The sequence below is a fragment of the Vibrio sp. SCSIO 43132 genome, from assembly GCF_019904195.1.
GTDB lineage: Bacteria > Pseudomonadota > Gammaproteobacteria > Enterobacterales > Vibrionaceae > Vibrio > Vibrio nigripulchritudo.
Window position 1 is genome coordinate 1,505,500 of record NZ_CP063200.1, and the last position, 25,770, is coordinate 1,531,269.

The following is a 25,770-nucleotide window of genomic DNA, read 5'->3' on the forward strand; positions in this document are numbered from 1 at the left end:
TCGCTGAGCCGAGCATCTTTAGGTTACTTGGGTATATCCAAAGCCGAGTAACTTCAGATACATGCGAGTGCGTATATTTTTGTAATAATTGTGTGTTCAGGAAAAATAAGCAGGTGGTGCTCGTGGGGTATGCAATTGATAACGCACGTTTAGAGCCAAATAAACGTATTGGTTTTCAATTGCAAAACTCAGTAGTTGGAAGATGGGTGTAGTTGGAAGATTGTTATGGTGAAAGGTGGAATAATGGCTGAATGGACAAGGCTTCCCACTGTGGGTTTTCACCTCCTGTCCTTCTTCGATCTGAACTAATTCAAATCCGTTAACGGTACATAGCATCGCCCACACACCAGCGTTGCTGCCGTGCGCATTTATGACAGGCATTAATGTCACCAGTACCCAACTCAGGGCACAAGCTAATAACATTCCTGTTTTAAATGGGGTGCGATGGATCATAACCCTTCCTTATTTTACGGTATGAAGGGTATCTCCTATTAACAAAAGATTCAAAAGAAAGGAGAACTTACACAACCACGATCACAGTGCTTATGGTAAGAATTTGTAATCGGATGTGAGCAAATCTTCGATCTCTTCTAATAGCAGCGGTTTAGAGAACAGGAACCCCTGAATTGACTGACAACCAAGCTCTCTTACCAAAGCGAGTTCCAGCGTATTCTCGACCCCTTCTGCAACCACATCCATGCCTAGGTTTCGCGCAAGCTCAATGATTGTTCGTGTAATGATTTGTTTGTCTTTGTGCATTTGAATTTGGTGAACGAAGGAACGATCCACTTTTAGTTTTCCGATTGGATAACGGGAAAGATAAGCAAGGTTTGAATAGCCGGTTCCAAAGTCATCAACACTCAGGTTAAGTCCTAGCTCCCGGAATTTATTGAGAGTGCCAATCAGCCTCTCTTCATCTTTCATCAGTATGGATTCCGTCAGTTCAAGCTCAAGAAGATGAGCCGGAACCTGGGTTTCTCTCAGAAATTTTTCTACTTCGACCAGAAGATTGTGATGATAAAACTGAATACCGGATACGTTGACAGATACGGGTTTACAGTCGATTCCTTTCGCTAGCCATTCAGCCAGTTGATTCAGAACCATTTTAATAACGTACAGACCAATTTCTGAAATCAGACCGGACTGTTCGGCAAACGGTATAAATTCACCTGGACCAATTTCACCTTTTTCCGGATCCTGCCAGCGAATCAGAGCTTCCATTCCAAAAATCGAACCCGTATCGCTATTCACCATAGGCTGATAACGAACAAACAGCTGGTTCTGATCAATGGCATTTCTCAGGCGTTTTTCCATGTTCCACTGGTTCAGAGCCAGTCCCTCAAAACGAGAAGAAAAGACCTGAGCACTTTGCTTACCCGCGATCTTAGCCTGATACATGGCTATGTCTGCGTTCCTCAGCAATTCGGTATGTGTTTCCCCGTGCAAAGGAAACACAGACATACCAATAGATGCCGAAAAATCGAATTCATAGTTGTCTTTCTTAAACGTCATGCTGATTTGCTTGAGCAGATAGCTAGACCAACGCTCTACACTGGCTTCTTGGGTGTCATCTTGAATCACCACAACAAACTCATCGCCGCTGTGGCGATATACATCACCTTTTTTACCGACTGCCTGACGCAGTTTCTCAGCAGCCGCTTTTAGTGCCGCATCCCCTGCCGCATGACCGATAGAATCGTTTACGATCTTAAAGTTATCCAGATCCACAAAAGCGACGATAAACGGAGCCTTTGCGGCGATTAATGCGTCCAAATCCTGTTCAAGCGAGTAGCGGTTTTTAAGGTGGGTCAGCATGTCGTGGTGGGCAAGAAAAGCCAGTTTATCCTCTGCGGCTTTTCGTTCGCTGATATCACGTGCAGTTCCTGCTGTTCCAACAACGACACCTTCTCTTACGACAGGCACTTTGATGAGCTCTATCCACGAACGATTTCCATCCACGGCTGTGGCAAGAAACTCGTGCCTGATGGGGGTAAGCGTTTTCATGACCTCTTCGTCATCTTCACGGTATTGCACCGCGTCTTCGTATCGGGAAAGATCAAAGTCTGTCTTTCCGATCAGCGCTTCATAATTTACACCAAATGCTCTTTGAAACTCAGCATTAACGGCAAGGAACCGTCCATCAGTATCTTTTATCCAGGCCAGGTCAGGAATGCTGTTGAGTAAAGTCTGATACTTGTCTGATCGTTCTTTAAGAGCCAGAATTTCTTCACTCTGATACGTATTCTCTTCCTGTGCTATTTCTAGTTGCTCTTCCAGTTTTGCCACCTTTTTACTGGTGGTGATGACATGAAAATGAACCAGCTGCAAAAAGGCAAATAAAGTAAGAAACAGCGCCAAACTGGTCGTGACTACGGCCTCCGGAAACGTGAATATCACAGCAAGGCAGATAACCAAAATCAGAGTGGTGCTAAGAAGCCAGAAAAGTTTTCGATGTTGTACAGCTCGAGCAATAGGCGAACGACTCATCTTCACCCTCAACGAAATTAACAGATGAGCGTACAGTATAAATTAATTTGCGCGAAAAAAGTTCACTTTTTGATAATTTTATGAACAAAAGCGTTACTTTGAACGATAATACATTGAATATTCTTCAATATTTTTTCTTCCTCTTAATAAAAGGAAGTTTAAAAACTGTTCAGGAGAGTGTGTGATAACTTTTTCTGCTGAAATCCCGGTTTTATCGATGAGCTGTGCAGCTAAGGAAAGGTTGCCCACATCCAGACAGAAATGTGCGTCAGAGCCAGTTGTAATAAAAGCGCCTTTTTCTTTCGCTAGCTTTGCGATTTCACTGCACCTTTCAACACTACCCGCTCGGCTTCTTCCTTTAAGAGAAGTGTTATTGATTTCAATCGCAACGTGGTTCTCGACGGCGCACTCAATGACTGGTTCAAATTCAAAATCGTAATTCGGGTTGCCCAGATGTCCGAGAGCGTCTACCCGACCTGATAAAATGATATTGATTAAGGCATCCGTGTGCGCAGATTTGCTTTGAGGTTTGAACACGGCTTCGTGAAAACTCGCAATCACCCAGTCGAGGTTTTTGTCAACGGATAAGGGAATATCGATGTCGCCGCAGGTGTTCATGATATTGGATTCCACACCACGAATAATCGCAACACCGTCAATAAATCTGGGTAATACCCTCTGATTACTGAAAAACCAATAATGTGGTGCGCCTGGCATGGATTCTGAGTGATCCGTAGTACAAAACATCGCCAGCCCACACTCTTTCGCGGCTTTGACATTTTCAATCAAGGTACTGTAAGCGTGCCCACTGGCATAGGTGTGAGTATGTGTGTCTACTAACAATTTCATAATGAAGATCAAACCCTAAGGTCAACAGACCCTGTTTATATTTCAATTAGTTAAAGCTTAACATTTTACGATGCCGACCGTTTGGTTTTCATTGTTTCACAGTTTGCGTAAAACGGTGACCTTCTTTCCGAAATTACAAAGAGATCCAGCTCAAATAAAAGTACTTATATGCAAATTTTTCCCATTGAAACACTTGCATATAGAGCGACCTCTACAATACTTAAAAAGCATCAGTTACAAAGGGTTAGTTACGTTCGTAATTGTTTTAGCCTACAACAAAATATTAACTCAGCCATTACATATATGGCTCAAGTTAAATTCGCATTATGTCAGTTTGCAGCATGGTGAAACTTGTATGACAAAGCACCGCTACCCCCTGAGTATCCATATAACAAGCCTGTTTATGGCACTCGCCACAGTGATTGGAAGCGTTTTGATTGCGATCAGCTACCATCACTCACAACAACTGTTACAAGGATCAGCCAAAGAGCTGAGTAACGAAAATAGCCTTAAGCTTGAAACTCTGTTTCGTGAGCAAGTCGCACCAGTGCTGACAACACTCGATTTCATGGCAATGAGCAGCTTTATTCGTCATCAGAAAGATTCAGTAGAGAAAGGCGGATGGTTGAATTCTCTGGAAATCATCTTTCAAAGAAATACCAGTCTGGTCGCGCTGTATTACGGTTCAGATAACGGTGACTTTACCCTCTACCGACCGCTATACAACCCGAAGACTGCGGAGCAGTTTAAAGCTCCTGAAGGTGCCGAGATACTTTTCCGATCTACCGACATTGATGGAAGAAACGAGTCCATGTTTCTTGATGGAGATAGTACTGTTCTCGCTGCATCCATTCGGTATGACAACCAATACGACCCCAGAAAACGACCATGGTATGCACATGCCACTGACGACCAGAAAATCCACCTGACCCAGCCTTACCATTTCTATTGGCTACAGGATATTGGTGTCACATTTGTTCGTAAGACTGCCAATAACGATTATGTGGTCGCCGCGGATTTTTCTCTTGATGGGTTAAATAAAAGTATCGGTGAACTTGCCTACGCCAGTGAAAGCCAGTTGTTGCTGTTTGACAGCGCGCTGCGACCACTCGCCTCACATCGGCTGAATGGCTCTCCAGATTCTTACGACAATATTCATCTTGGCGAGCAGCTTAAAAACACGGTATTCAGCAAACTCGATTTAAACCGAGAACTCTCTTATCAGTACTACGCAATTCAACACGGAGGCATCGACTGGTCCGTAACCCTGACCCCAGTAAAACTCACCGATAACGTTAGCCTGTGGCTGGCGGAAGCAACACCTCAGGATGCTTTGTTAGCAAACCTCTATTCCATGCGAGACAAGCAAGTTACTGTGGCCATTCTCATGCTGGTAGGCTGCTTTGGTATTGTCTGGTATATCGCGAAACGTATTGCCAGCCCGCTTCACAACCTGAACAGACAAACTGACAACATTCGACGTTTTGAATTTACCAAGACGCGCTATCCAAAAAGCCTGATCAGAGAAGTAAATGACCTGACTCAGTCCGTTGAGTTGATGGAGCACACGCTTCATGACTTACTAGAGCTCTTGCATGACACCGCAAGTAATCGGGATTTCTCAAGGCTGGCGAAAAACATCACCTACCAAAGTTACATTGTCACCAAGGCTGAAACCATCGTACTTTCGGTCTGGAATAAGAACACTAAGCAATTTGATGAGAGCGTCAATCAAGCCATCATTCCGTTGAAAATAAACATCAATTTGCTCCTTAAAAATGCAAGCTATGTTGAGGAATCATTAAAGAAAGGAGAAATTGTTCACCTTTCCAAAGAGGACGAGGCACTCAAGCCCTACCTTGTCTACTTTTACAATTCCGATTTGTATCTGTTTCCTCTTCTTAACCGAGATCAGCAACTCATAGGAATTCTGACTCTAGGATACGAGCGTCCAGTCACTGCCGCTCAGAAAGAGAAACACGACTTCCTGCGTGAACTGCTCTCTTTTGCTGCAATAGCGAAAGAAAACATTGACCAGATTCAGCAACAAAAAGACATGTTGAATGCCTTTATTGAGCTCCTCGCATCGGCAATCGATACCAAATCTCCCTATACGGGTAAACACTGTCAGCGTGTCCCTGCTCTCGCAGAAATGCTGACTCAGGCTGTTGTTGATGACAAAGGTCGTTTTGAAGATTTTCAAATGACGGAAAAAGAGTGGGAGGAGCTTCACCTTGGAGCTTGGTTACACGATTGCGGGAAAATCATCACGCCTGAATATGTGGTTGATAAGGCGACAAAACTGGAAACCATTTACGATCGCATTCACGAAGTGCGCATGCGCTTTGAATTACTCAAACAAACAGCCCATACGCAATACTGGAAAGGGCTAAGTTCAGGCAAAGACCAGAAGGAACTGAAACAAGCGCTCGACGCAGAACTGAAATCGCTGGATGAAGATTTCAGGTTTATCGCTGACTGTAATCTGGGTAGTGAGTTTATGGACGACAGCAAGCTGGAAAGAATCGAAGAAATCAGCAAGCGACAGTGGACTCGAACCATCGATGACCAGCTTGGTATTTCTTGGGTAGAGAAAAGCCGCTGTGAAGATCCGGCTCCGCTTCCTGTTATGGAATCGGTGTTATCAGATAAGCAAGTACACCGTATTCCATGGGCTGAGGGCTTCAATCCAAAGCAGATGTGGAAAGAAGACTTCAATCTCACACCTGGGGATTACCATTATAATCGCGGTGAGCTTTACAACCTGTCGGTACGTTCTGGCACACTCACAAATGAAGAGCGCTTCATTATTAATGACCACATCATTCAAACCATCGACATGCTGGATAAACTGCCTTATCCGGAATATCTCCAAAAAGCACCGGAAATTGCAGGTTGCCACCATGAGCGTGTAGACGGAACGGGTTACCCCAGAGGCTATATGGCTGGAGAATTGTGCGTCCCTGCGCGAGTGATGGCAATTGCTGATATTTTTGAAGCCCTGACAGCCAGTGACAGACCTTACAAGAAAGCCAAGAACCTTAAAGAGTCCTTGTCTATCATGACCAAACTTGCAACTACGGGGCATCTCGACCCAGAACTGTACCTGCTCTTCTTACAGCAAGGTGTGTATATGAAGTACGCCAGAGAGTATTTATCTACAGAACAGATGGTTGAGGTAGATGTGAAATCTCATATGACCGAGGTTCTTATTCACCTTTCTAAACTGGCTAGTGAAGCCAAAAGAGCTCAATTGGAAGCGGAAGCTACTAAGAAAACGACAAAAGGTTCTACCACCACCAGCTAAATGAAGATGCCTACAAAAAGCACGGTGATTACGATCACCGTGCTTTTTAATTACCTCGTTTCTTTATAGATAACGAACCCTGCCCTCATTCCCTCAATTGCGGGTTTCAGAGCTTTATGGATTCGCACTATCCCCTTTTTTAGCGTATTCATCATGCTGGCCAGCACAATCAGGCTTATTCCCATTATTTTGTGCCCATCTAATGACTCTGAGAACAACGTGAATTGCCAAATGCAGGTGAAAACCAAATTGGTGTAGATAAGTGGTGCAAGCTGCGACCCAGTCTCCACCAGTTGATACGCTTTTGCGCGAAATACCTGGGTGTTCACGATCAACAGTGACAACACCAATAACATGATCCAGACAAACTCATGTTCTTCTGGCATCGCAAGTAATGCCGTGTCGGTATGGCTTGGTCCGATAACCAGGTAAACGGGAACCAGAAACAGAAACGCCAACAGAAATGTCCAGGCATTGAGAGACGCAGGCGTCATGCTCCCCTTTGATGCCCTAAAAAGCGCCAGTTGAGACCCAGCAACCAGAGCACCAGCGGCTAACCCCACCAACAGCTCCCATTTAAATGAAAACTCAGATAAATCTCCCGCTAACAGCAGAACGCCTGCCGCCATAATGACCAAGCAAACAATATTCATGGCAGAAATTTTTACTTTAAAAATCAATCGCTCAAGTACGGGAATAAACAGGGGTCCGGTACTGAATAAAACGACAGATTCGACTAACGTCAGTGTCTGCATCGACCAAAGAAAGCAGAGCTGACAGCCCGCCATACAAATTGAACGGACCCAAAGCGCTCGCCACATTTTACGATGTGGAAGGTAGAACTGCGTCAGTGCCATGAACGCGAAAAGGATAAACGCAGGAACAAAAAACCTCAGCATACTGAGTAATTGCACACTCAGGCTTTCTGTAAGTAATTTTGAAAAGACCCCATTCAGTGAAAGACTGAACGTGGATACCAGCATAAATACAATAGGTTTCGATAACGTCATATATATCTCCTGTTGATACCCATTCTAAGGTGCTGGCAAAAAGAAAAATAACGATTAAAATTAACCAAACCTGTAAGTTTTACTTACATAACCTGAACTCGGGATAAGAGGTTAGCTAGTCCGTTAAAATAACCAAAAATTTTCTACCGAGACATTCTAATGAGAAATTTTTACTTAAGACAAGGCGAAACCACGAACCAATAACAGGTTATTGGGAGAGGGTTCAACGCAGTATTAAGTGAAAAGAGCCATTAGAAAGCAAGTTGTTATCCCTAGTTCAGGTTACATATAAAATTCATTGAACCAGCAAGCAGAGAGAAGAAAATGCCACCGTTTAAAGCCATTTATACTTTCATTGCCGTTGCAAGACTGGAAAGCATGACTAAAGCAGCCGACGTTCTGAATGTAAGCCATTCAGCGGTTAGCCAGGCTATCAAAAGCCTTGAAAACTGCCTCAATGTTACTCTTTTTGTTCGCTCAGGTAGACATGTTCATCTGAATGAACAAGGAAAACGGTACTTCCAGCAGGTTGCTCCTGCTTTTGAAACCGTGGTATCTGCTACCGAGAAGCTGAAACAAAATCCAGATGATGGTCGCCTTACAATAAACATGGTGGCATCGCTTGCGCTGCACTGGTGGATCCCCAGAGTGGAAAAATTCCAAGGTGCAAATCAGGAATTGGACGTAAGGATTTCAAACATCATCGGAACGTTTGATTTACCAGCAGAAGGCGTGGATTTAGCAATTATTCATGGACAGGAACAGCATTGGCAAGACTACTACTGCCATAAATTACTGGATGATGAACTTGTGATGGTTGCTCACCCGGACTTAGCGAAAAGCTCCCGAAGCGCTCAGGATTTGCTTTTAGAAGTGCCCGCCATTTTTGTATCGAATGACCGACGTAAAAAGGACTGGGCTCTCTGGTGTGAAGCACGCGGTGTCAGTATTCCACTTAAAGAAAACAACCTGACTTTCAATACATCGGTTCAGGCCATCCATGCGTGCCGTAGAAAGCTCGGAGTACTCATTACCCACAAACTGTTTATTGCAGACGATTTACATCATGAGCTACTGACTCAGGTCGATGTTTCAGTAACTCACCCTGAGAACACCTTCTTCTATGCCTGTCATCCATCCCGCCTGAATTCTGAAAGTGTAAAGTCTCTTCGCAGCTGGCTTGAAGCTGAGTTTTTAGAAACCACTAAAGAGCTGTAAGGCAGTCTTCTTACTCAAAGAACTAGGTGCTTTAGGATTAAAAACGCAGCCACTCCAACTAGCGTGGTTGTCAGTACATTTTTTGTTTTCCAGGCAACAAAACAAGACAACAATGCTGCCAGAACGTAAGGGCTGGTCGGCGATATGTGAAGCTCTCCTTCGGGAACAAATACGATAGGCGCTAAAATCGCTGTTAACACCGCAGGACTGGCATAAGAAAGCAATCTTTGAAACTGATGATTCAGCCGAAGCGGCAATCTGGGTTCTAAAAACAGATACCGGCTAAGAAATACAACTGCTGTCATTGCCAGAATGTACCAGTAAATCATGCTTTGCCCTCCAACCTTTCACACAAGTAACCACTGATCATTGCAATCACACTGGCAATCACCAGACCTCCCTCCACTTGTTTCCACGCAAAGTAAACGGAAAGGACTAAAGCGACAAACACAGACACTAGTACAGGTCGATTTTTCACCGTTGGCACCACAATACCAATAAAAGTAGCGGCAACGGCGAATTCCAGCCCGAGTTCATTCAAATTGGGGATAGTACTGCCAGCAACAATTCCGGCAAAAGTCGCCACGTTCCAAATCAAGTAAAAGCTCAACCCTGCGCCAAATGCGTACCATGGCTTAAATTGCTTCGGGGTTTGACTGCCACAAAACGCAAACAATTCATCCGTTAACAGAAAACCCAACACCACTCGCCAGCGCCCTGGCAACGGGCTGATTTTATCTCGCATTGCCACGCTGTATAGAAAATGACGCGATGTAATGAAAAAGATAGTGACGACAAGCGCACCCAGTGTTGTACCTGCTTTGATCATGCCCATTGCCACCAACTGTGCGGCTCCTGCAAACAAGATCAAAGAAAACGCCTGCCCTTCCATCGGCGTAAGACCGCTGTCTATTGCAAATGATCCCGCCAATATTCCCCAAGGGACAACGGCAATACTGAGAGGCAACATCTTGATGGTGCCTTGAATAAAAAGTGAAGAGCGAGATTCTTGAGACATATTTTCCTTAAATGAATCATCTGGGTGCACGGAAAAACACTCAGAGTATATGTAATACGTGTGAGGTTAAGCTGCTTTAGCAAACTGAGAAGGGGTAATGCCCATTGCCGACTTAAAATGTCGGTGAAAATGGCTTTGATCATGAAAGCCCAAATCATGAGCGACATCCATGACCTTCATTCCACTTAACATCCATTTCTTTGCCAGCCTCAATCGAACCTGCACCTGATAAGCATGAGGTGGAATGCCGTAAGTTTTTTTAAATTCACGCGCAAAATGGTAGGGGCTTAGTGAAGCAATTGAAGCCAGTTCTTCCAGAGAAACGTCAGCTTGAGGTAGATCGTCCAGAAACTCTTTCGCTCTTTGAATATTACGTTTTGCGGACGCCATATCTGACATGTTCGGTTCATTCTTCCCATGTCGAATAACAAGCTTCATTAACGCTTCGTAGAGGGCTGTTTCTCGGTAAAGCCGAGTTGAATCTGACTTTAGCACGGAAAAAAGCTGACGAAATCGGGAAGCCAGTTCCGGGTCATAAACAACTGGTGCTGGAAAATATGGAGCCCCACAAAATGACCGCCCAATCTGTTCAAAGTGCTCAGGAAGCGGATACATTGCCTGATAAGACCAACCTCCTTCAGTAGCGGAATGCCCATTATGTAATTCGTCCGCATTCACCAGAATAATGCTGTCGCTCGGTGCAACATGGTTTCCACCACTGCGGTAAAAACGCTGAGCCCCCGTTTCGATTACGCCAATGGTGTAGCCTTCATGGCTATGACAGGAAAAGTTTTGCTTTTCGTAACTCGCTTCCAGTAGCTCCAGCCCGCCTAATTCTTGTGCAATGCAAAAATTAGCGAACTCTCTGTTTTTCTTTTTGGTGCGAGTTGTACCCATAACTTTCCTTGTCTAATGCTTACTATTGATATGCCATCAATCCTTGGATGTTGACGCGATCATCCTATCAAAGCGCTCAATAGAAAAATTGTATAATTTTGCTTATTTGTGCCATGTGATATCGCAGAATTTTTCGACCCGCCATTTGCCATTTTCAAAGCACAAAATAGATTCACTTAGGTTGTCGGCATAAGGTTCCTGCCATATCAGTGAGCGCTCAATGCCAGCCAGTTCACTGACCACGGTTTTGATCCAGCCTGCATGAGAAACAACAACGACGGTTTGACCTCCGTATTCTAAAGCAATGTCCTCAAGTGCTTTCAGCCCCCTTTCGCGCAAGTCTTGGAAAGATTCACCAGTATCAGGTTTGTAATTCTGAGGTGCATTCCAGAAAGCGGTATATCTCTCGTTATCACAAAGATTTACCTCCTCTGTAGATAAGCCTTCCCAGCTTCCTAAATGAATCTCTCTCAACCCTTCCATTGTTTTGATTTGTTCTTTTGGTAAGCCCGTTAAGATGTTGGCGGTATGAACAGTTCTTCCACTTGGTGAAGACAAAACAGCATCGAATGAAACCTGCGACAGTCTTTCTTTCGCCAGTTCAGCTTGCTCAATACCTAGCTGAGTTAATGGTGAATCATCATGTCCCTGAAGACGCTTTTCCAAGTTCCATTGAGTCTGACCATGTCTAAATATATGAATACGCGCCATTTGAAACAACCTTGTCTGTCCGTCCATTGTCGTTCCAATATACCGACAACCTGGATCAATTGACAAATTTGGTTATTAGATATCTAAGGTTCTATCAGTGCGAAGCTTTTACCACAACATCACTAAAATGACCTAAATAATGAAATAATTGCTCAAAATTGGAACAACACAAAATCGGTGTCTAGACTCAAAGAAAATAACTATTACTGGCAGCACAACGTCGATAGAACAAATTAGGATCGAGCAATGGGATTATTTTCTTTAATGGGTGGGAAAAGCCAAAGCAATGGAAACGTGAGTAATCAGATTATCGACAATGCGCTGGATGCCGTTGTTTCCATTGATAAAAACAACAAGGTATTTTACTTCAATAATGCCGCTGAAAAGCTCTGGGGTTATTCAGCCAAGGAAGTCATTGGCAAGAACGTTAAGATGCTGGTGCCGGAAGAATTTCAGGCTAACCATGACAACTACGTCAACCGAAACCGTACGACGAATCAAAATGTTATCGTCGGTACCTCTCGTAAACTAGAGCTCGTCAGAAAAGATGGTAGTAAAGTTTGGGTCAGTTTGGCATTAACCAGAACTAAGCTTTCAGATGGCATCGGCTACTCGGCATTCGTTAAAGATATTTCCGAAGAAATGAATGCTCAGCAACGGATTGAGCAAGTGCTGGCTCAATCGGTCAATGCCGTGATTTCTATTGACGGCGATAACTGCATTACTTACATGAACTCGGCAGCGGAAAAACTGTGGGAATACAGTGCTGAAGAGGTCATGGGCAAAAACGTAAAAATTCTGGTTCCGAGGGAAATTCGAGACAAACACGATTCCCTCGTCAACGCAAACCGCGAAACCCGAGTCGACAAGATTGTGGGAACCAGCCGTGATATTGAGCTTGAAACCAAGTCTGGAAAACGGATTTGGGCGAACCTTTCACTCTCAAGAATTGAGCTTGACGGTGAGATAGGATACACCGCATTTGCTCGTGACATCACCGCAGAGCGAGCAGCCAAAGAACAAATGGAGCAGGTTCTGCATCAGGCCATTGACGCAGTTGTGACAATCGACAAAGACAATATCGTTACCTTTTATAACCCTTCAGCCGAAGAATTATGGGGCTATAGCGCTTCAGAAGTTATCGGTCGGAACGTAAAAATGCTGGTTCCTAAAATTCACCAGCCTCGGCACGATGAATACGTAAACGCTAACCGTCGAACTGGCAATGACAAAATTGTTGGATCCAGCCGAGAGCTTCAGTTAGAGAAAAAAGACGGCACCGAAATTTGGGTTGCATTTTCTCTTTCCAAGATCGAAATCGACGGCGAAATTGCCTATACCGCATTTGTGCGGGACATAACCGAAGAGCGCATGGCGCAGGAAACGATCAACCAAACGCTCTCACAAGCCCTTGATGCCGTAATTACCATTGACGAAAAAGGCATAGTTAGCTTCTTCAACGCTTCTGCAGAAAAGCTTTGGGGTTATAAGGCTGAAGACGTTATCGGGAAAAACGTGAAAATGCTGGTTCCCGTAGAGTTGCAACCGAATCACGACGGATTTATTCAGCGTAATCTTAATACTGGTGAAAACAAAATCGTTGGTACCAGTCGCGAAGTTCCCATTAATCGCCCAGATGGTAAAGAAGCATGGGGATTGCTGTCTTTATCGAAAGTAACTCTGGACGGCAGAACTATCTACACCGCATTCATTAAGGACATTTCAGCCGAAGTGAAGCAGCGTAACGGTATGACTGAAATCATGGATCGCGTGGCCAATTCAAGTAATGAAATTTCCGAAATCGCGAAAGTCATTGATGGTATCTCAGACCAGACCAATTTGCTGGCATTGAACGCAGCCATCGAGGCTGCACGAGCCGGTGAACATGGACGTGGGTTTGCGGTCGTAGCAGATGAAGTTCGCCAATTGGCATCTCGATCTTCAGAATCGACAAATGAGATTAACCGCCTCAGTGATGGAACTCAGAAGCTACTCACAGAGCTCGCTGATGTCCTTAAACTCAAAACTGGCGGATAAACATCCCGAAATCCAAAGGAGGCGCAGGGTGCGCCTCTTTTTTATTGGTATAGTTAAATTACATAGTGAATTGTCAGTTACATGACCATCCCTGCTCTGAATAGCAGGAGCGGATATTGTAACTTTCGGTGAGTCGTCCTTGTTTTATCTGCCCCCGCGGGTAGAATCCTTTAAAAATATTATTACACGCTTCACTCATGCCAAAATTGAATGCACTTGAAAACACTGGGCATTACTCGATTCAAGAACAATGTTCGCTGGGTCAGATTGAAAATAAGCTTGCCCCAGACAACAAGCCTCCGGTAGTCACTCTGCCTCGCTCCCCTTTTCTGACGGATAAAGCCATTCAGAACCGCTGGGCGATAATCGATGATGATGCCCTGCAAGAAGTCTTACTCGATCCTGCCACTTACAAACAACGAAAAGCGTACAGCAAAAATATCGAAAACTTTATCGGCTCTGTGAAAATGCCACTCGGAGTTGCAGGTCCTTTACGAGTAAACGGTCTGTTTGCTAAAGATGACTACCTTGTTCCTCTGGCAACAACAGAAGCTGCATTAGTCGCGTCTTATCATCGAGGATGCCAGTTGGTTACGGCATCCGGTGGCGCATCGGCAATGCTGATCAATGAGGGAGTAACCCGTACTCCTGCATTCATGTTTGACAATTTGGCAATGGCAGGACAATTCGTCGGCTGGGCTACCAGTCAGTACGATACCTTCAAATCACTGGCAGAGTCGACGACTCGCCATGGAAAACTTAAAGACATCAGCATCACCATTGAAAGCAATCAGGTCTTTTTAGTATTTGAATTTCTTACCGGGGACGCGTCGGGGCAAAACATGGTAACCATTGCTACCAACGCGGTTTTTGAGTACATCCTCAAGCATTCTCCCATGACACCAAACCATGCCATCTTGGACGGCAACCTCTCTGGTGACAAAAAAGCTAATGCCCACACCATGAGAAGTGTCCGAGGTAAAAAAGTGTCGGCAGAAGTACACATTTCGCGTGAGATGGTAAAGAAGTACCTTCACACTAACCCTGAAGACATGGTGAAATTCGGGCAAATTACGACTTCTGGCGCTCTGCTCAGTGGATCTATTGGTGTAAATGCGCATTTTGCCAACGCTCTGGCCGCTCTCTACATTGCCTGTGGGCAAGACGCAGCCTGTGTTGCTGAGTCTGCAGTGGGTATGTCCCGTATGTCAGTGAAAGAAGATGGTAGCCTCTACGCGAGTGTGACCTTACCTAATTTAATGCTTGGCACAGTAGGCGGCGGAACTGGCTTACCTTCTCAAAAAGCGTGTCTGGATATTATGGGGCTAAGCGGCACAGGAAAAGCCAAAGCTCTGGCAGAAGTCTGCGCATCACTTTGTCTGGCTGGAGAGCTGTCGATCGTCGGCGCTTTTTGCGCGGGGCACTTTACTAAAGCGCACAGTAAACTGTCGCGCTAAATTTCTCCAAATCAATGAAAAACGGCTAGCTCCTAAAGGGCTAGCCGTTTTTCTACAATTCAGTTTTTCACTCAGTTAGAAAAAGTGACCATTTGCGTGAGAACGGTTGTTTTCTGACGTCAAAGATTCACGGTAAAAACTCAGCACTTTCACATTCAGTGCGATGATAGATACCAGAATCAGCATGCAGTACAAAGGCCAGCCAAGCAGAATTGACATCAGCTGTATTTGTTCGTGAGACGCGTGAAGAGACAAATAGAATACCAACGCTTTTCCCAAAAAACACAATATCCACATCGCGCTTATTTTCTGCCACATTCTTATGTATTCGTCTGGAAACTGTCGGTGCAACGCTTTCAAATGCTCGTAGGTTGCTTCAGCGAGCAACATGGGAAGTGGAAAGCGAAGGAATGAAAATGCCAACATGATGACCGCAATTTGCAGTGCTCCTGTCATGTAGGAAAATTGTGGGAATGCATCGAGCAGGGACTGAGGTAAATGTAAGGATACCATCCACTCTATAAGCCCAAACAGTGCAAAGAAAAATGCAACGATGCTTTTTCGGGTTGAATAAATGGAAACAAAGCACCCGTAAGCGGACAAAAACAGAATGCACCAGAACATCCCAAAAAGATGTACCAGTGAGAAATAGAGTATTGCGGGCACCAGCAGGACGAGAATGTTCTCCTGCGTCAAGATGCTCGGCTTAGATAGCCTGTTCATATTGCCTTCCCTGACCAACGTTTTTAAATAGCACCCTGAATTTCTTTCCGTCTATGCGCGGTATTTATAATTCAGTAAATTCAGGCTGAGTACTCTTAACAGAGTATCTTCAGGTGGGTAAATATAATCCAGCCATTTATTTATTAATTTGATCCATGTATCAGATACAAGGCCAATTACGCTAATTTAAAAAATAACATTTTTGTTACTTACACTTATGCGTGAGATTAATTTATAAATAAAGGGCTCATTCATCAAAATAAGCCCTTTATTCAAGATTTCGCAAAAAGAAAATTAAGCTAGCTAAGTGCCGGTGGCAGCATTATCACCATTGACCACTTTCAAATCCTTCACTTTAAAGTGGTGAAAAGCGTTATAGAGCGGTTTTTCTTTGAGGGGTTTTACAATTACGAAGTTTGCGCCTGCTTCAAGAAACGCGTTTTTGGTTGATTCAAACGCATCCGCTGTGCAGGCATAGATTGGTGTTTCAATACCCATTTCGTGTCGCATTCGCCGTGTGGCTTCAACACCGTCAAGGTTAGGCATCTGGTTATCCATCAAGATAAGATCGTATTCCTGAGTCTGCACCTTTTCTAATGCAATCAAGCCGTCTTCCGCCCAGTCTACTTCCATCCCATATTTCTGGCAGAAGGCTTTAGCTATAAAGGCGTTACTCTTATTGTCTTCCACCAGCAACACTCGAATACTGGAATCAAACAGAGTGGCAGGATCTTCATGATTCGAGGCTTCCACTTCTTCGCGCTGAATCTGACTGACCACAGTCACAGGTAACTGTATGTAGAATGACGCCCCTTCTCCCTGCATACTGGTGACTTTGATGGAGCCGCCCATCAGGTCCAGAAGGTTTTTTACAATGGCTAAGCCCAGCCCGCTTCCACCATATTCCCGCGTGGTGGTAGATTCTGCCTGAATGAATGGTTCAAACATGGTTTCCAGGCTGCTTTCTGAAATCCCGATCCCTGAATCACGAACTTCAAGCTTTAGAATTTCTTTACCGGGTTCATGGCTTTCCATCATAAAGCGGACAATCACGCCACCTTCCGATGTAAACTTCACTGCATTACTAAGCAGATTAAACAGAATTTGGTTCAGACGAACCTGATCGGTTCTAATGATCTGCTTTTCTGGGATTTCATTTTGAATTTCGAGAGACAGCCCCTTATTTACACACAGCGGCATGTAAATGGTCTCAAGCGACTTCACCAAATCACGGAAAACAAACTCATTAAACTCGATATTAAGTTTGCCCTGTTCAATTTTCGAAAAGTCTAAAATGTCGTTCAGTACCGTTAGAAGGTGCTCACCACTCTGGTAAAGAATATCGACTTTTTCCTTGTTTTCCGGTTTGTCTAACGTGCTCTGAAGGATTTGAGTAATACCGAGAATTCCGTTTAACGGAGTACGAATCTCGTGGCTCATTTTTGCCAGGAAGTCCGCTCGGGCGACCGCACTTCGCTCGGCCTCGATTCGAGCCAGGTTACTTTGCTTCTCTGCTTCAATCAGCGTGGTAATGTCTTGTCCCTGCCCGATGATAGCGTGGATCTCGTTATCAAACTCTAACGGTGACAAGTTCCAGCGATAGATCTTATTCTCAATGGGAACGTTAACCCCCATCAGGGTTTCGCCCGTCATTACCATACGCAGGTAAAACGCGACTTTGCTCTGAAAGCTTTTAAAGCGGTCATCTATCTCGCTGTCACTCATATCCAGCTTTGAATTCAGAGCGCGCTCTGCGGCTGGGTTCATCCTTAGAACACCACCCTCGGTGTCCCAAACAATGATCGGAGAGAGTGAAAAGTTAAACAAATCCTGAAACGACTTGTCTTTTTCTCTCAGTTCCTCAAACGTCTTTTCTAGCGTGTGACCCACATGGTCAAACTCATAAATGCTCGACCCTTGAAACTCCGAGGATTCTATACGATCACCCGCCGAGCGTGTGTATTCCATTAAGCTTTTCAGCTCGTTCGAAACCAGACGCTGAATGATCTGTCTGGTCAGCAGTGCCAGTGCAAACATGGTGAACATACTGATCGCCAGACCAACTTTGTAGTTCTCTTCCAGAGTCAGAATATTGGAATTGGTCTGAATGGTGTAAACATAGATCGGCGTGTCTTCACCGTTTACCAGCAGATTTGTTGCATTGAATAAATGCCCACCCGAAGAACCCGTATTATCCTGATTCAGGTCTTCAAGCACTTCATTATAAAGCGGGTCTTCAGAGTTGATGGTACTGGCGATAGGTGTGTAGTCGATCATCATGATCACCGCATCACTGTTGGACGCGACTTGCAGTTGATCAATTAGGGATAAATTACGATTCAGCACTATGGCGATGTACAAATGCCCTAACACCTGTCCATTTTCCAAACTAATGATTGGTGTTCTGCGAATGAGCAAATTCCGTTCACCCAACACCGTATCCTGATTAATGTAGTGCCAGTCTCTCCCAAAGCTAATAGAAGTAGAAATCCGCTCGAGATGTAGATCAGTCAACCCGTAAAACAATCCATTACCATCATGCCATTCTACGTCCCCATTATCAGAGGTGATAAACCGAAAATCAGGAGAGTTAAGCGGGTCGTTTTGCTCTAAATCCAAAAAGAAAAAATCAACCTGATCGGGGCTGTTGCTAGTGAGGTTATTTTGCAGAGTAATGTTGAGTGCATTGCTGTCTTGATGGCTTTGTAACGTGGCTAACTTATAGTCGAGAAGGTTTTGTAATAAAGAAGACGTTTGAGTAGAACTACGCGCTACTTCCTGCTTAATAATGCTGGATGAGAAATGGTAGCTTTGTACCATTACGCCAACGGTCAAAACACCAAAAATGATGACAATCAGGCGAACTATCAAGTTCGCCAGTGAGCGTCTTTTGGTCGTAAGTTTTTTAATCATCCTAGCTTGATACTTCCATTAATCAGAATATCTGAAAGCACGTAATTTTAGCTCTTGTATTCTTTCTTCACTGTCCTGACTGGTGACAATTTCAAAATCACCGGAATAAACGGTAGGTACGGTCTTGTCTTCAAGATCCATTTTGATGGCCTCTGCCATCGCAACGCCTGTATCATCGTTCATTCTCATAATGGTAACATCCAATTCACCTTTTTGTATCGCTTCTAATTCAGCGCTTCCACCACCCCAGCCGTTGATAATTATGTCATTTCTGCCAAGTTCTTTAATCGCGTCGGTCGCACCCAATGCCACGTCAGTCGAACACGCGTACATGAAGGCTAAATTGTCGCCTTTTTTAATCGCATTTTTTGCGGCCTGATAGCCACTTTCTCGGCTCGCCTTGGTGTAGAAAGATGAACGAAGTTGGTAGTTTTCCCCTTCGCTACTCATGGCATCGATGAAAGTATCGCCACGTGCAGCACTGATGTAGCCCTGAGAAAAGAAGAGCACTGAGTAGTCTGCGCCTCGCGGAAAACGAGATTTAAAATGGCTGGCGAGCGCGCGACTTCCTGTGGCATGGTCAAAGCCAACATACATAAAGGGTTGATTTTGTTCCCACGCTTTAAGCGGTGTGGTGATGTTTTGCAGTATGAGTTTGGTATCTGGACTATTGAGAACGTGTTCGATGAATTTTCTGTGTCGACCGGTATCTAAGGTGAAGATCAAATAGCCTGACTTGTTACGGATGGCTTCCATCAAAGAAGCACTTTGCTGACGAATGTCTACATTCGGGCGAGTAAAAACTTTGTTAATTTTATACTCAATGCCCAGTTCATCCATTCTTTTGCTGAATGCTTTGATGTTTCTGCGCCAGTAATCAGACACCTGCTCACCGGGATAGATAACCGAGATCGTGACAGGTTTTCTCTGTTTTACCTTAAGTGGGACGGGCTCTGAGCGAACGACATCACTAAAGTTTCTGACCAGTGACTGCTGCTCTGGAAAGGTTTTAAGGAAATCACTGTATTCCCAATACCCGTTGAGAACTTGTGCTGCGTTTAAGCTCGACGTTAAAGCCAAACTGATGGTGCCAACCAAAAGATGTCGCAATTTCATATCTTAATCACCAATTTGCGTGAAGCATCACGTTAATATAGTTGATGTAAAAAAGAATTTGTATCGCAAATGCTTAGGATTATTCTGACTGCTTATCCTTAATGCAATTCATCTTAAAGTTTGGCACGAATCAACAAAAATGCATCATGTTGCAATGATATTTTGCTATCTCGGGTCACCAAAGTGCTCTAAATACAAAATTGTGGCGGCGGTCCGGGATGGTACTTCCAGCTTCTTTAACAAGCTTTTCATGTGAACTTTAACAGTAGACTCGGAAATAAACAGGTTATCGGCGATCTGTTTATTGCGAAACCCCTTCGCCACTTCTTTCAGGATTTGATGCTCGCGATCGGTCAGCAAATCCATAATAGAAGGGTTATTGGTGCGCTCATTCAAGTATTTACGGACTTCGTCGCTGTAAATTTTATTGCCAGAAAGCGAGTCTTTAATTAATTCAATCAGTTCATCGGGCTCTGTGTCTTTTAGCAGATACCCGTCTGCGCCAGCTTTAACCATGGTATCGATATCGCTCGGGCTGTCCGATACAGTCAAAACAACAATACGAGCTTCAATGCCCTCAGCACGGAATGCTTTGAGTGTGTCGAGCCCCGACATGCCCTTCATATTGAGATCGAGAAGAATCAAGTCAGGCTGTTCTTTCAATGCAATGGCAAGTGCATCAGACCCATTACTTGCCTCACCTATTATGTGAAACTCCTCTTCAAAACTGAGTAACTGAGTGATGCCTTTACGCATCAGCGGATGATCATCGACGATCAGCACATTACATGTCGTCATTTATGCTCTCTTCTGCGGTATAATTTAACTGAATATGGCACCCTTCTCCGGGAGTGCTTTTTACAGAAACGTGCCCATTCAATCTCGCTGCACGCTCCTCCATAATACTTAGACCATAATGGTTGATTTTGTGGTGGTTTACATCAAATCCTACGCCATCATCCGTTATCGCAACCGAAATTTCATTGTCTTTTTTACGACAGTGCACAGAAATTTTCGTTGCCTCGGCATGTTTAACCGCATTCAATACAGCTTCACGAATCAACTGAAGAACATGAACCTGCTCATTAGCCTGCACATTCAAAGAAGCAACTTCGTTTTGAATGACGATTTTTGCTTCCGTCTGCTCCTGCAGTGGAATGACCATCTGCTTTAGGGCATCGTCAAAGTCTGCATCTTTAATATTCAATCGGAAGGTATTGAGGAGTTCTCGCAGTTGGGTATAGGCCGCAGACAAACCTGAATCAATATCGACAATGACTGAAGGGATGGCTTCCTGCTTGGCTGGACTAGAAGAGCCAAGTGCTCTTTTAAGCAGGCTGACCTGAATTCTTAAGTAGGAAAGAGACTGAGCCAGAGAGTCATGTAGCTCTCGCGCAATGGTTGCCCTTTCTTCCATTAGCAATAGGTACTCTTCCTGTTTCTGTGTTTGTGAATAGTAAATACCTTGCGTTAACACCTGACAGATACTGTCGATTAATTCTTTGTCTGGGCAAGGTAGCATGTACTGTACTTCAAGTGTACCCAGTTCCTGCTCGTCCAGAGTCAGCGGTAACCGATGCCAGTCACTATAGTCTTTAGGCTCACCTTGCCGAATGACTTCACTCTGCTTTCCTATGCCTACAGTGAGCTTAACCGCGGCGATACCCTCTAAGCTGAACAAGTATCCAACTACGGTTTCAATATGAGATCTGGTAATACGTGAAACATTAAGTGCCTGAGAGCAGTTATACAGCACTTGCAAGGAATCATTGGCATGCCTCAGTCGGTGAGTCTTCTCCCCAACCGCTCGTTCCAGACCAAAGTACAGTTCGCCCAATTCCCTCGCCATGGAATTGAAAGTATGCGTGAGGCGTGACAACTCATTGTCACCAGAAACATGAAGTGAGACATTAAAATTTCTTTTCTGGATCTGCTCACTGGCGTGGCTCAATCGATTGAGTGGATTAACGACTTCTCTTCTTACATATCGAACGACAAAGGTAGAAATGATCAGTATGCCGCCAAGCCCGACTCCACCAATCCAGGAAAGTGCAATAAGCTTTTGCTCAGAATGCTCCTGAAGATCAAACACAAATTCATCTATCTGTTCTACAAAGTCGGCGACCTGAGTGAGGTAGACGTCGTTTTGTTGGGATAAGAGCAGCCCGTTCAACTGCTCCCACCTTTGAATGATCAACACGTAATCGGTTTGGATGTCTTCGGGCACCGTCCAGTGTTTTAAGGCTGACATAGAGGGAGAAAACAGAGACTGCTCAAACTGCTCTACATGAAGTTCGAAGTCTAACGAATGGCTCTGAATATCATACGCTAACCGATAACTCTGCATTCGCATTGAGCCAGCCACATTGACCGCTTCGGCATCATTCAGGCTTGATGCCAACGTAAAAATCGCAAAACTCGTGGTTGCTATCGACAAAAGCAATATCCAGAGCAGCGCCTGTGCCACTGTACTGGTTACTGGCTTTTTCAAAATTTTAAACAAATACAACCCTCTTTGAACGTCTTACGCCATCTTGCATATTCATTAGCGCTTGAATTACTGACAATTTTATTGATCTAAAACAGTTTAGTCTTTGATTACCCCTTTAGGGTTATTTAATCAAATATGTCCAAAACTAAACTGTTTATGTGGAGTAATGAAAGTCTGTTAACAGATTTTAATAACTTAATGCAGAGGTGGTTTTGGTCGACCCAATCCGAAGACGTCTATTCACAAGAAATAACGAAAGCGAAAACCAACCTCGCATGCCGTGGGTTAAAGACGCCCTTGAGTTTACAGAGCAATGCACCCGATGTAACCAATGCGCTTCCGGTTGTGAAACAAAAATCATAAAACTCGGTAGCGGTGGCTTCCCCATTGTCGACTTTGACCTGGGAGAATGCACGTTTTGTTATCAATGCGCAGATGCCTGCCCGGAAAAACTCTTTACCCCCCAAGACTCCACACCCTGGAACGCGAAAGCTGCAATATCAAACACCTGTCTTGCAAGCCAGAACGTTGAATGCAGAAGCTGTGGTGATATGTGCGAAACCATGGCTATCCAGTTCCAGTTATCTATAGGAAAAGTAGCACAACCAAATTTAAATCTTGATGAGTGCAATGGCTGTGGCGCCTGCGTATCAGTGTGCCCGACTTCATCCATCAATGTGAGCATAAATAACAACGAGAGATAACTATGGCACTAAATGAAGTGCACATTTCCAGCTTGGTGGTTCACGTTTCACCTCAGCATTTGGAGAGTGTGAAAACCCAGATTTCGCAATTAGACAGCGCAGAAATCTACGGGGACAGCCCGGAAGGAAAAATCGTGGTGGTTTTGGAGACCGAAAATCAGGGATTCATTACCGACACCATTGATGCCATTAACCAATTAGCCAACGTTCTGAATACAGTTTTGGTTTATCACCAGATTGAACAGGAACTGGATGGCGAAGATAAAAACACTGGAACTCAACACCAAATTGAGGGTGAAGCATGAAAATGACAAGACGTGCGTTTGTTAAGGCAAACGCAGCTGCATCAGCCGCCGCAGTCGCTGGTATTACCCTACCCGCCTCCGCCACCAACCTGATTGCCAGTTCAGATCAAACCAAAATCACATGGGACAAAGCGCCTTGTCGTTTTTGCGGTACTGGTTGTTCTGTTCTGGTCGGTACACAGAACGGAAAAGTGGTTGCCACACAGGGTGACCCTGAAGCCCCTGTAAACAAGGGATTAAACTGCATCAAAGGCTATTTCCTTTCAAAGATCATGTACGGAAAAGATCGCCTCACTCAACCTTTGTTGCGTATGAAAGATGGCAAATTTCACAAAGATGGTGATTTCCAGCCTGTATCCTGGGACACCGCATTCGATGTGATGGCCGAAAAATGGAAAGACGCGCTGAAAAAGCATGGTCCTACTGGTGTGGGTATGTTTGGTTCAGGCCAATGGACCGTTATGGAAGGCTACGCCGCTGCCAAAATGATGAAAGCGGGTCTGCGTTCTAACAACATTGACCCTAACGCTCGCCACTGTATGGCTTCTGCGGTAGGTGCTTTCATGCGTTCATTTGGCATTGACGAGCCTATGGGTTGCTACGACGATTTCGAACACGCCGACTCCTTTGTACTTTGGGGTTCAAACATGGCAGAAATGCACCCCGTGCTTTGGACTCGCATCACTGATCGCCGATTGAGTCACCCTCATGTGCAAGTTAACGTGCTATCAACTTATTATCACCGCTCGTTTGAGCTGGCTGATACCGGCTATATCTTCAAGCCGCAAAGTGACCTAGCCATTGCCAACTTTATTGCGCATTACATCATTGAAAACGATGCAGTTAACTGGGACTTCGTTAATAAACACACCAACTTCAAACAAACTGCCACTGATATTGGTTATGGTTTGAGAGACGACGACCCGCTGCAAAAGCAGGCGCAAAATCCAAACTCTGGCAAAATGACGTCTATCTCGTTTGAGGAATACAAAAAGTCTGTCGCTACTTACACAGTAGAGAAGGCATCGGAGATATCTGGCGTTGCACCAGACAAACTCATTGCTTTAGCAAAACAATACGCCGATCCAAATACCAAAATCATGTCACTTTGGACCATGGGGATGAACCAGCATACTCGTGGCGTTTGGATGAACAGCCTGATCTACAACATTCACCTACTGACGGGCAAAATTTCGACTCCAGGTAACAGCCCATTCTCGTTAACAGGTCAGCCTTCCGCATGTGGTACTGCTCGTGAAGTGGGTACCTTTGCCCACCGTCTGCCAGCCGATATGGTCGTCGCGAATCCAAAACACCGTGCGTATGCTGAAAAAATCTGGGACATTCCATCGGGTGTTATTCCACCTAAACCTGGGTACCACGCCGTATTGCAGGATCGCATGCTTCGCGATGGCAAAATGAATGCCTACTGGGTGATGTGTAACAACAACCTGCAAGCAGGTCCTAACATTAATGGTGAACGCCTGCCGGGTTACCGGAACCCAGAGAACTTTATCGTTTGTTCCGACCCTTACCCAACAGCAACTGCGCAAGCTGCCGACCTTGTATTGCCTACAGCAATGTGGATCGAAAAAGAAGGCGCTTACGGTAACGCTGAGCGACGCACTCAAGCCTGGTATCAACAGGTTGATACCGTTGGCGAAGCAAAATCTGATCTTTGGCAAATCATGGAGTTTTCAAAACGCTTCAAGATGGAAGAAGTCTGGACAGAGGAAATGCTCGCCAAAGCTCCGCAATATCGTGGAAAAACCATGTATGACATGCTATTCAAAAATGGCGAAGTGGATAAGTTCCCTATTGAGGAAGCTCGTGAACTTAACGACGACGCCCACCATTTTGGATTTTATGTTCAAAAAGGACTGTTTGAGGAATACGCAAGATTTGGACGTGGTAAAGCACACGATCTCGCACCCTACGATGTTTACCACCAAGTTCGCGGACTTCGCTGGCCGGTAGTCGATGGTAAAGAAACCTTATGGCGCTATAAAGAAGGCTCTGACCCGTATGCTAAGAAAGGTTCTGGGTGGGACTTCTATGGCAAGCCTGACGGTAAAGCCTTTATCATTTCCGCTCCTTATGAAGCACCTCCTGAATCCCCAGATTCTGAATACGACATGTGGCTGTGTACTGGGCGTGTGCTTGAACACTGGCACACTGGCACCATGACTCGCCGAGTTCCTGAGCTGTACAAAGCGGTTCCTGATGCGGTGTGCTACATCCACCCTGCGGATGCCAAAGCAAGAAACTTACGCCGAGGTGAAGAAGTACTGATTGCCAATAAACGCGGTGAAGTGAGAGTCCGTGTAGAAACCCGTGGGCGAAACCGCCCGCCACAAGGCTTGGTATTTGTGCCGTTCTTTGATGCACGAATCCTCATCAATAAGCTGATTCTAGATGCGACTGACCCACTTTCGAAGCAGACAGACTTTAAAAAGTGCCCGGTCAAAATCACCAAGATCGCTTAAGAATTTTGCTTCTGACCGCTTTCATAGCGGTCAGACAATCA

The 25,770-nt window shown here is 44.7% G+C and carries 20 protein-coding genes; 7 read left to right on the forward strand and 13 right to left on the reverse strand.

What is annotated here, in order from left to right:
- Positions 1 to 96: 96 nt before the first annotated feature.
- The 3 genes from INR79_RS25030 to INR79_RS25040 all read right to left on the reverse strand — a co-directional run bounded on the left by INR79_RS25030 (position 97) and on the right by INR79_RS25040 (position 3,336).
- Positions 97 to 453: a hypothetical protein gene (locus tag INR79_RS25030; protein WP_223097467.1), complete on the reverse strand. Its 357-nt coding sequence runs from the start codon at positions 451 to 453 to the stop codon at positions 97 to 99.
- Positions 454 to 543: 90 nt separating this feature from the next.
- Positions 544 to 2,487 carry a putative bifunctional diguanylate cyclase/phosphodiesterase gene (locus INR79_RS25035; RefSeq protein WP_223097469.1) on the reverse strand — a complete coding sequence of 648 codons (1,944 nt, stop codon included), beginning with the start codon at positions 2,485 to 2,487 and terminating at the stop codon, positions 544 to 546.
- Positions 2,488 to 2,580: 93 nt separating this feature from the next.
- Positions 2,581 to 3,336 carry a phosphatase gene (locus INR79_RS25040; RefSeq protein ID WP_223097471.1) on the reverse strand — a complete coding sequence of 252 codons (756 nt, stop codon included), beginning with the start codon at positions 3,334 to 3,336 and terminating at the stop codon, positions 2,581 to 2,583.
- 355 nt (positions 3,337 to 3,691) lie between these two features.
- Between INR79_RS25040 and INR79_RS25045 the strand changes: the two genes are divergently transcribed.
- Positions 3,692 to 6,643, forward strand: coding sequence for an HD domain-containing phosphohydrolase (locus INR79_RS25045; RefSeq protein WP_223097473.1), 2,952 nt, complete (start codon positions 3,692 to 3,694; stop codon positions 6,641 to 6,643).
- 50 nt (positions 6,644 to 6,693) lie between these two features.
- Here INR79_RS25045 and INR79_RS25050 read toward each other — a convergent pair whose 3' ends face one another.
- On the reverse strand, positions 6,694 to 7,653 hold the full coding sequence (locus INR79_RS25050; RefSeq protein ID WP_223097475.1) for a DMT family transporter: 960 nt from the start codon (positions 7,651 to 7,653) through the stop codon (positions 6,694 to 6,696).
- Positions 7,654 to 7,977: 324 nt separating this feature from the next.
- On the opposite strand from INR79_RS25050, the gene INR79_RS25055 reads away from it, so the two are divergent.
- A complete protein-coding gene (locus tag INR79_RS25055; RefSeq protein WP_223097477.1) occupies positions 7,978 to 8,871 on the forward strand; it encodes a LysR substrate-binding domain-containing protein in 894 nt (297 codons plus the stop codon).
- Between the two features lie 14 nt (positions 8,872 to 8,885).
- Here INR79_RS25055 and INR79_RS25060 read toward each other — a convergent pair whose 3' ends face one another.
- The 4 genes from INR79_RS25060 to INR79_RS25075 form a co-directional block, all read right to left on the reverse strand.
- A complete protein-coding gene (locus INR79_RS25060; protein WP_022599781.1) occupies positions 8,886 to 9,200 on the reverse strand; it encodes an AzlD domain-containing protein in 315 nt (104 codons plus the stop codon).
- Complete coding sequence (locus INR79_RS25065; RefSeq protein WP_223097479.1) at positions 9,197 to 9,889, reverse strand: AzlC family ABC transporter permease; 693 nt, start codon at positions 9,887 to 9,889, stop codon at positions 9,197 to 9,199. The genes INR79_RS25060 and INR79_RS25065 overlap by 4 nt, the downstream gene beginning before the upstream one ends.
- A gap of 66 nt (positions 9,890 to 9,955) precedes the next feature.
- The gene (locus tag INR79_RS25070) at positions 9,956 to 10,786 is read right to left on the reverse strand and encodes an AraC family transcriptional regulator (protein WP_223097481.1); all 831 of its coding nucleotides are present in this window, start codon (positions 10,784 to 10,786) and stop codon (positions 9,956 to 9,958) included.
- Positions 10,787 to 10,888: 102 nt separating this feature from the next.
- Positions 10,889 to 11,524, reverse strand: a complete 636-nt coding sequence (locus tag INR79_RS25075) for a histidine phosphatase family protein (protein WP_223097483.1) — start codon at positions 11,522 to 11,524, stop codon at positions 10,889 to 10,891.
- 219 nt (positions 11,525 to 11,743) lie between these two features.
- Between INR79_RS25075 and INR79_RS25080 the strand changes: the two genes are divergently transcribed.
- Both INR79_RS25080 and INR79_RS25085 read left to right on the forward strand, forming a co-directional pair.
- Complete coding sequence (locus INR79_RS25080; RefSeq protein WP_022561554.1) at positions 11,744 to 13,534, forward strand: PAS domain S-box protein; 1,791 nt, start codon at positions 11,744 to 11,746, stop codon at positions 13,532 to 13,534.
- Between the two features lie 197 nt (positions 13,535 to 13,731).
- Positions 13,732 to 14,991, forward strand: coding sequence for a hydroxymethylglutaryl-CoA reductase (locus tag INR79_RS25085; RefSeq protein ID WP_004408225.1), 1,260 nt, complete (start codon positions 13,732 to 13,734; stop codon positions 14,989 to 14,991).
- A 75-nt stretch (positions 14,992 to 15,066) separates the two neighbouring features.
- On the opposite strand, the gene INR79_RS25090 is transcribed toward INR79_RS25085, so the two are convergent.
- From INR79_RS25090 to narQ, 5 genes are all read right to left on the reverse strand, one after another.
- The gene (locus INR79_RS25090) at positions 15,067 to 15,714 is read right to left on the reverse strand and encodes a hypothetical protein (RefSeq protein WP_223097485.1); all 648 of its coding nucleotides are present in this window, start codon (positions 15,712 to 15,714) and stop codon (positions 15,067 to 15,069) included.
- A 303-nt stretch (positions 15,715 to 16,017) separates the two neighbouring features.
- Positions 16,018 to 18,627 carry a LuxQ periplasmic sensor domain-containing protein gene (locus INR79_RS25095; protein ID WP_223097487.1) on the reverse strand — a complete coding sequence of 870 codons (2,610 nt, stop codon included), beginning with the start codon at positions 18,625 to 18,627 and terminating at the stop codon, positions 16,018 to 16,020.
- An 18-nt stretch (positions 18,628 to 18,645) separates the two neighbouring features.
- A complete protein-coding gene (locus INR79_RS25100) occupies positions 18,646 to 19,743 on the reverse strand; it encodes an autoinducer 2-binding periplasmic protein LuxP (RefSeq protein ID WP_223097489.1) in 1,098 nt (365 codons plus the stop codon).
- A 165-nt stretch (positions 19,744 to 19,908) separates the two neighbouring features.
- Positions 19,909 to 20,541: a response regulator gene (locus INR79_RS25105; RefSeq protein ID WP_004408230.1), complete on the reverse strand. Its 633-nt coding sequence runs from the start codon at positions 20,539 to 20,541 to the stop codon at positions 19,909 to 19,911.
- Positions 20,528 to 22,246, reverse strand: a complete 1,719-nt coding sequence (gene narQ, locus INR79_RS25110) for a nitrate/nitrite two-component system sensor histidine kinase NarQ (protein ID WP_223097500.1) — start codon at positions 22,244 to 22,246, stop codon at positions 20,528 to 20,530. The genes INR79_RS25105 and narQ overlap by 14 nt, the downstream gene beginning before the upstream one ends.
- 200 nt (positions 22,247 to 22,446) lie before the next feature.
- On the opposite strand from narQ, the gene napF reads away from it, so the two are divergent.
- From napF to napA, 3 genes are read left to right on the forward strand one after another with little or no spacing between them, the layout of a single operon-like run.
- On the forward strand, positions 22,447 to 22,938 hold the full coding sequence (gene napF / locus INR79_RS25115) for a ferredoxin-type protein NapF (RefSeq protein ID WP_080717301.1): 492 nt from the start codon (positions 22,447 to 22,449) through the stop codon (positions 22,936 to 22,938).
- A 2-nt stretch (positions 22,939 to 22,940) separates the two neighbouring features.
- On the forward strand, positions 22,941 to 23,243 hold the full coding sequence (locus tag INR79_RS25120; protein WP_004408234.1) for a chaperone NapD: 303 nt from the start codon (positions 22,941 to 22,943) through the stop codon (positions 23,241 to 23,243).
- On the forward strand, positions 23,240 to 25,729 hold the full coding sequence (napA, locus tag INR79_RS25125; protein WP_223097502.1) for a periplasmic nitrate reductase subunit alpha: 2,490 nt from the start codon (positions 23,240 to 23,242) through the stop codon (positions 25,727 to 25,729). Before INR79_RS25120 ends, napA begins: the two co-directional genes overlap by 4 nt.
- Positions 25,730 to 25,770: the final 41 nt, after the last annotated feature.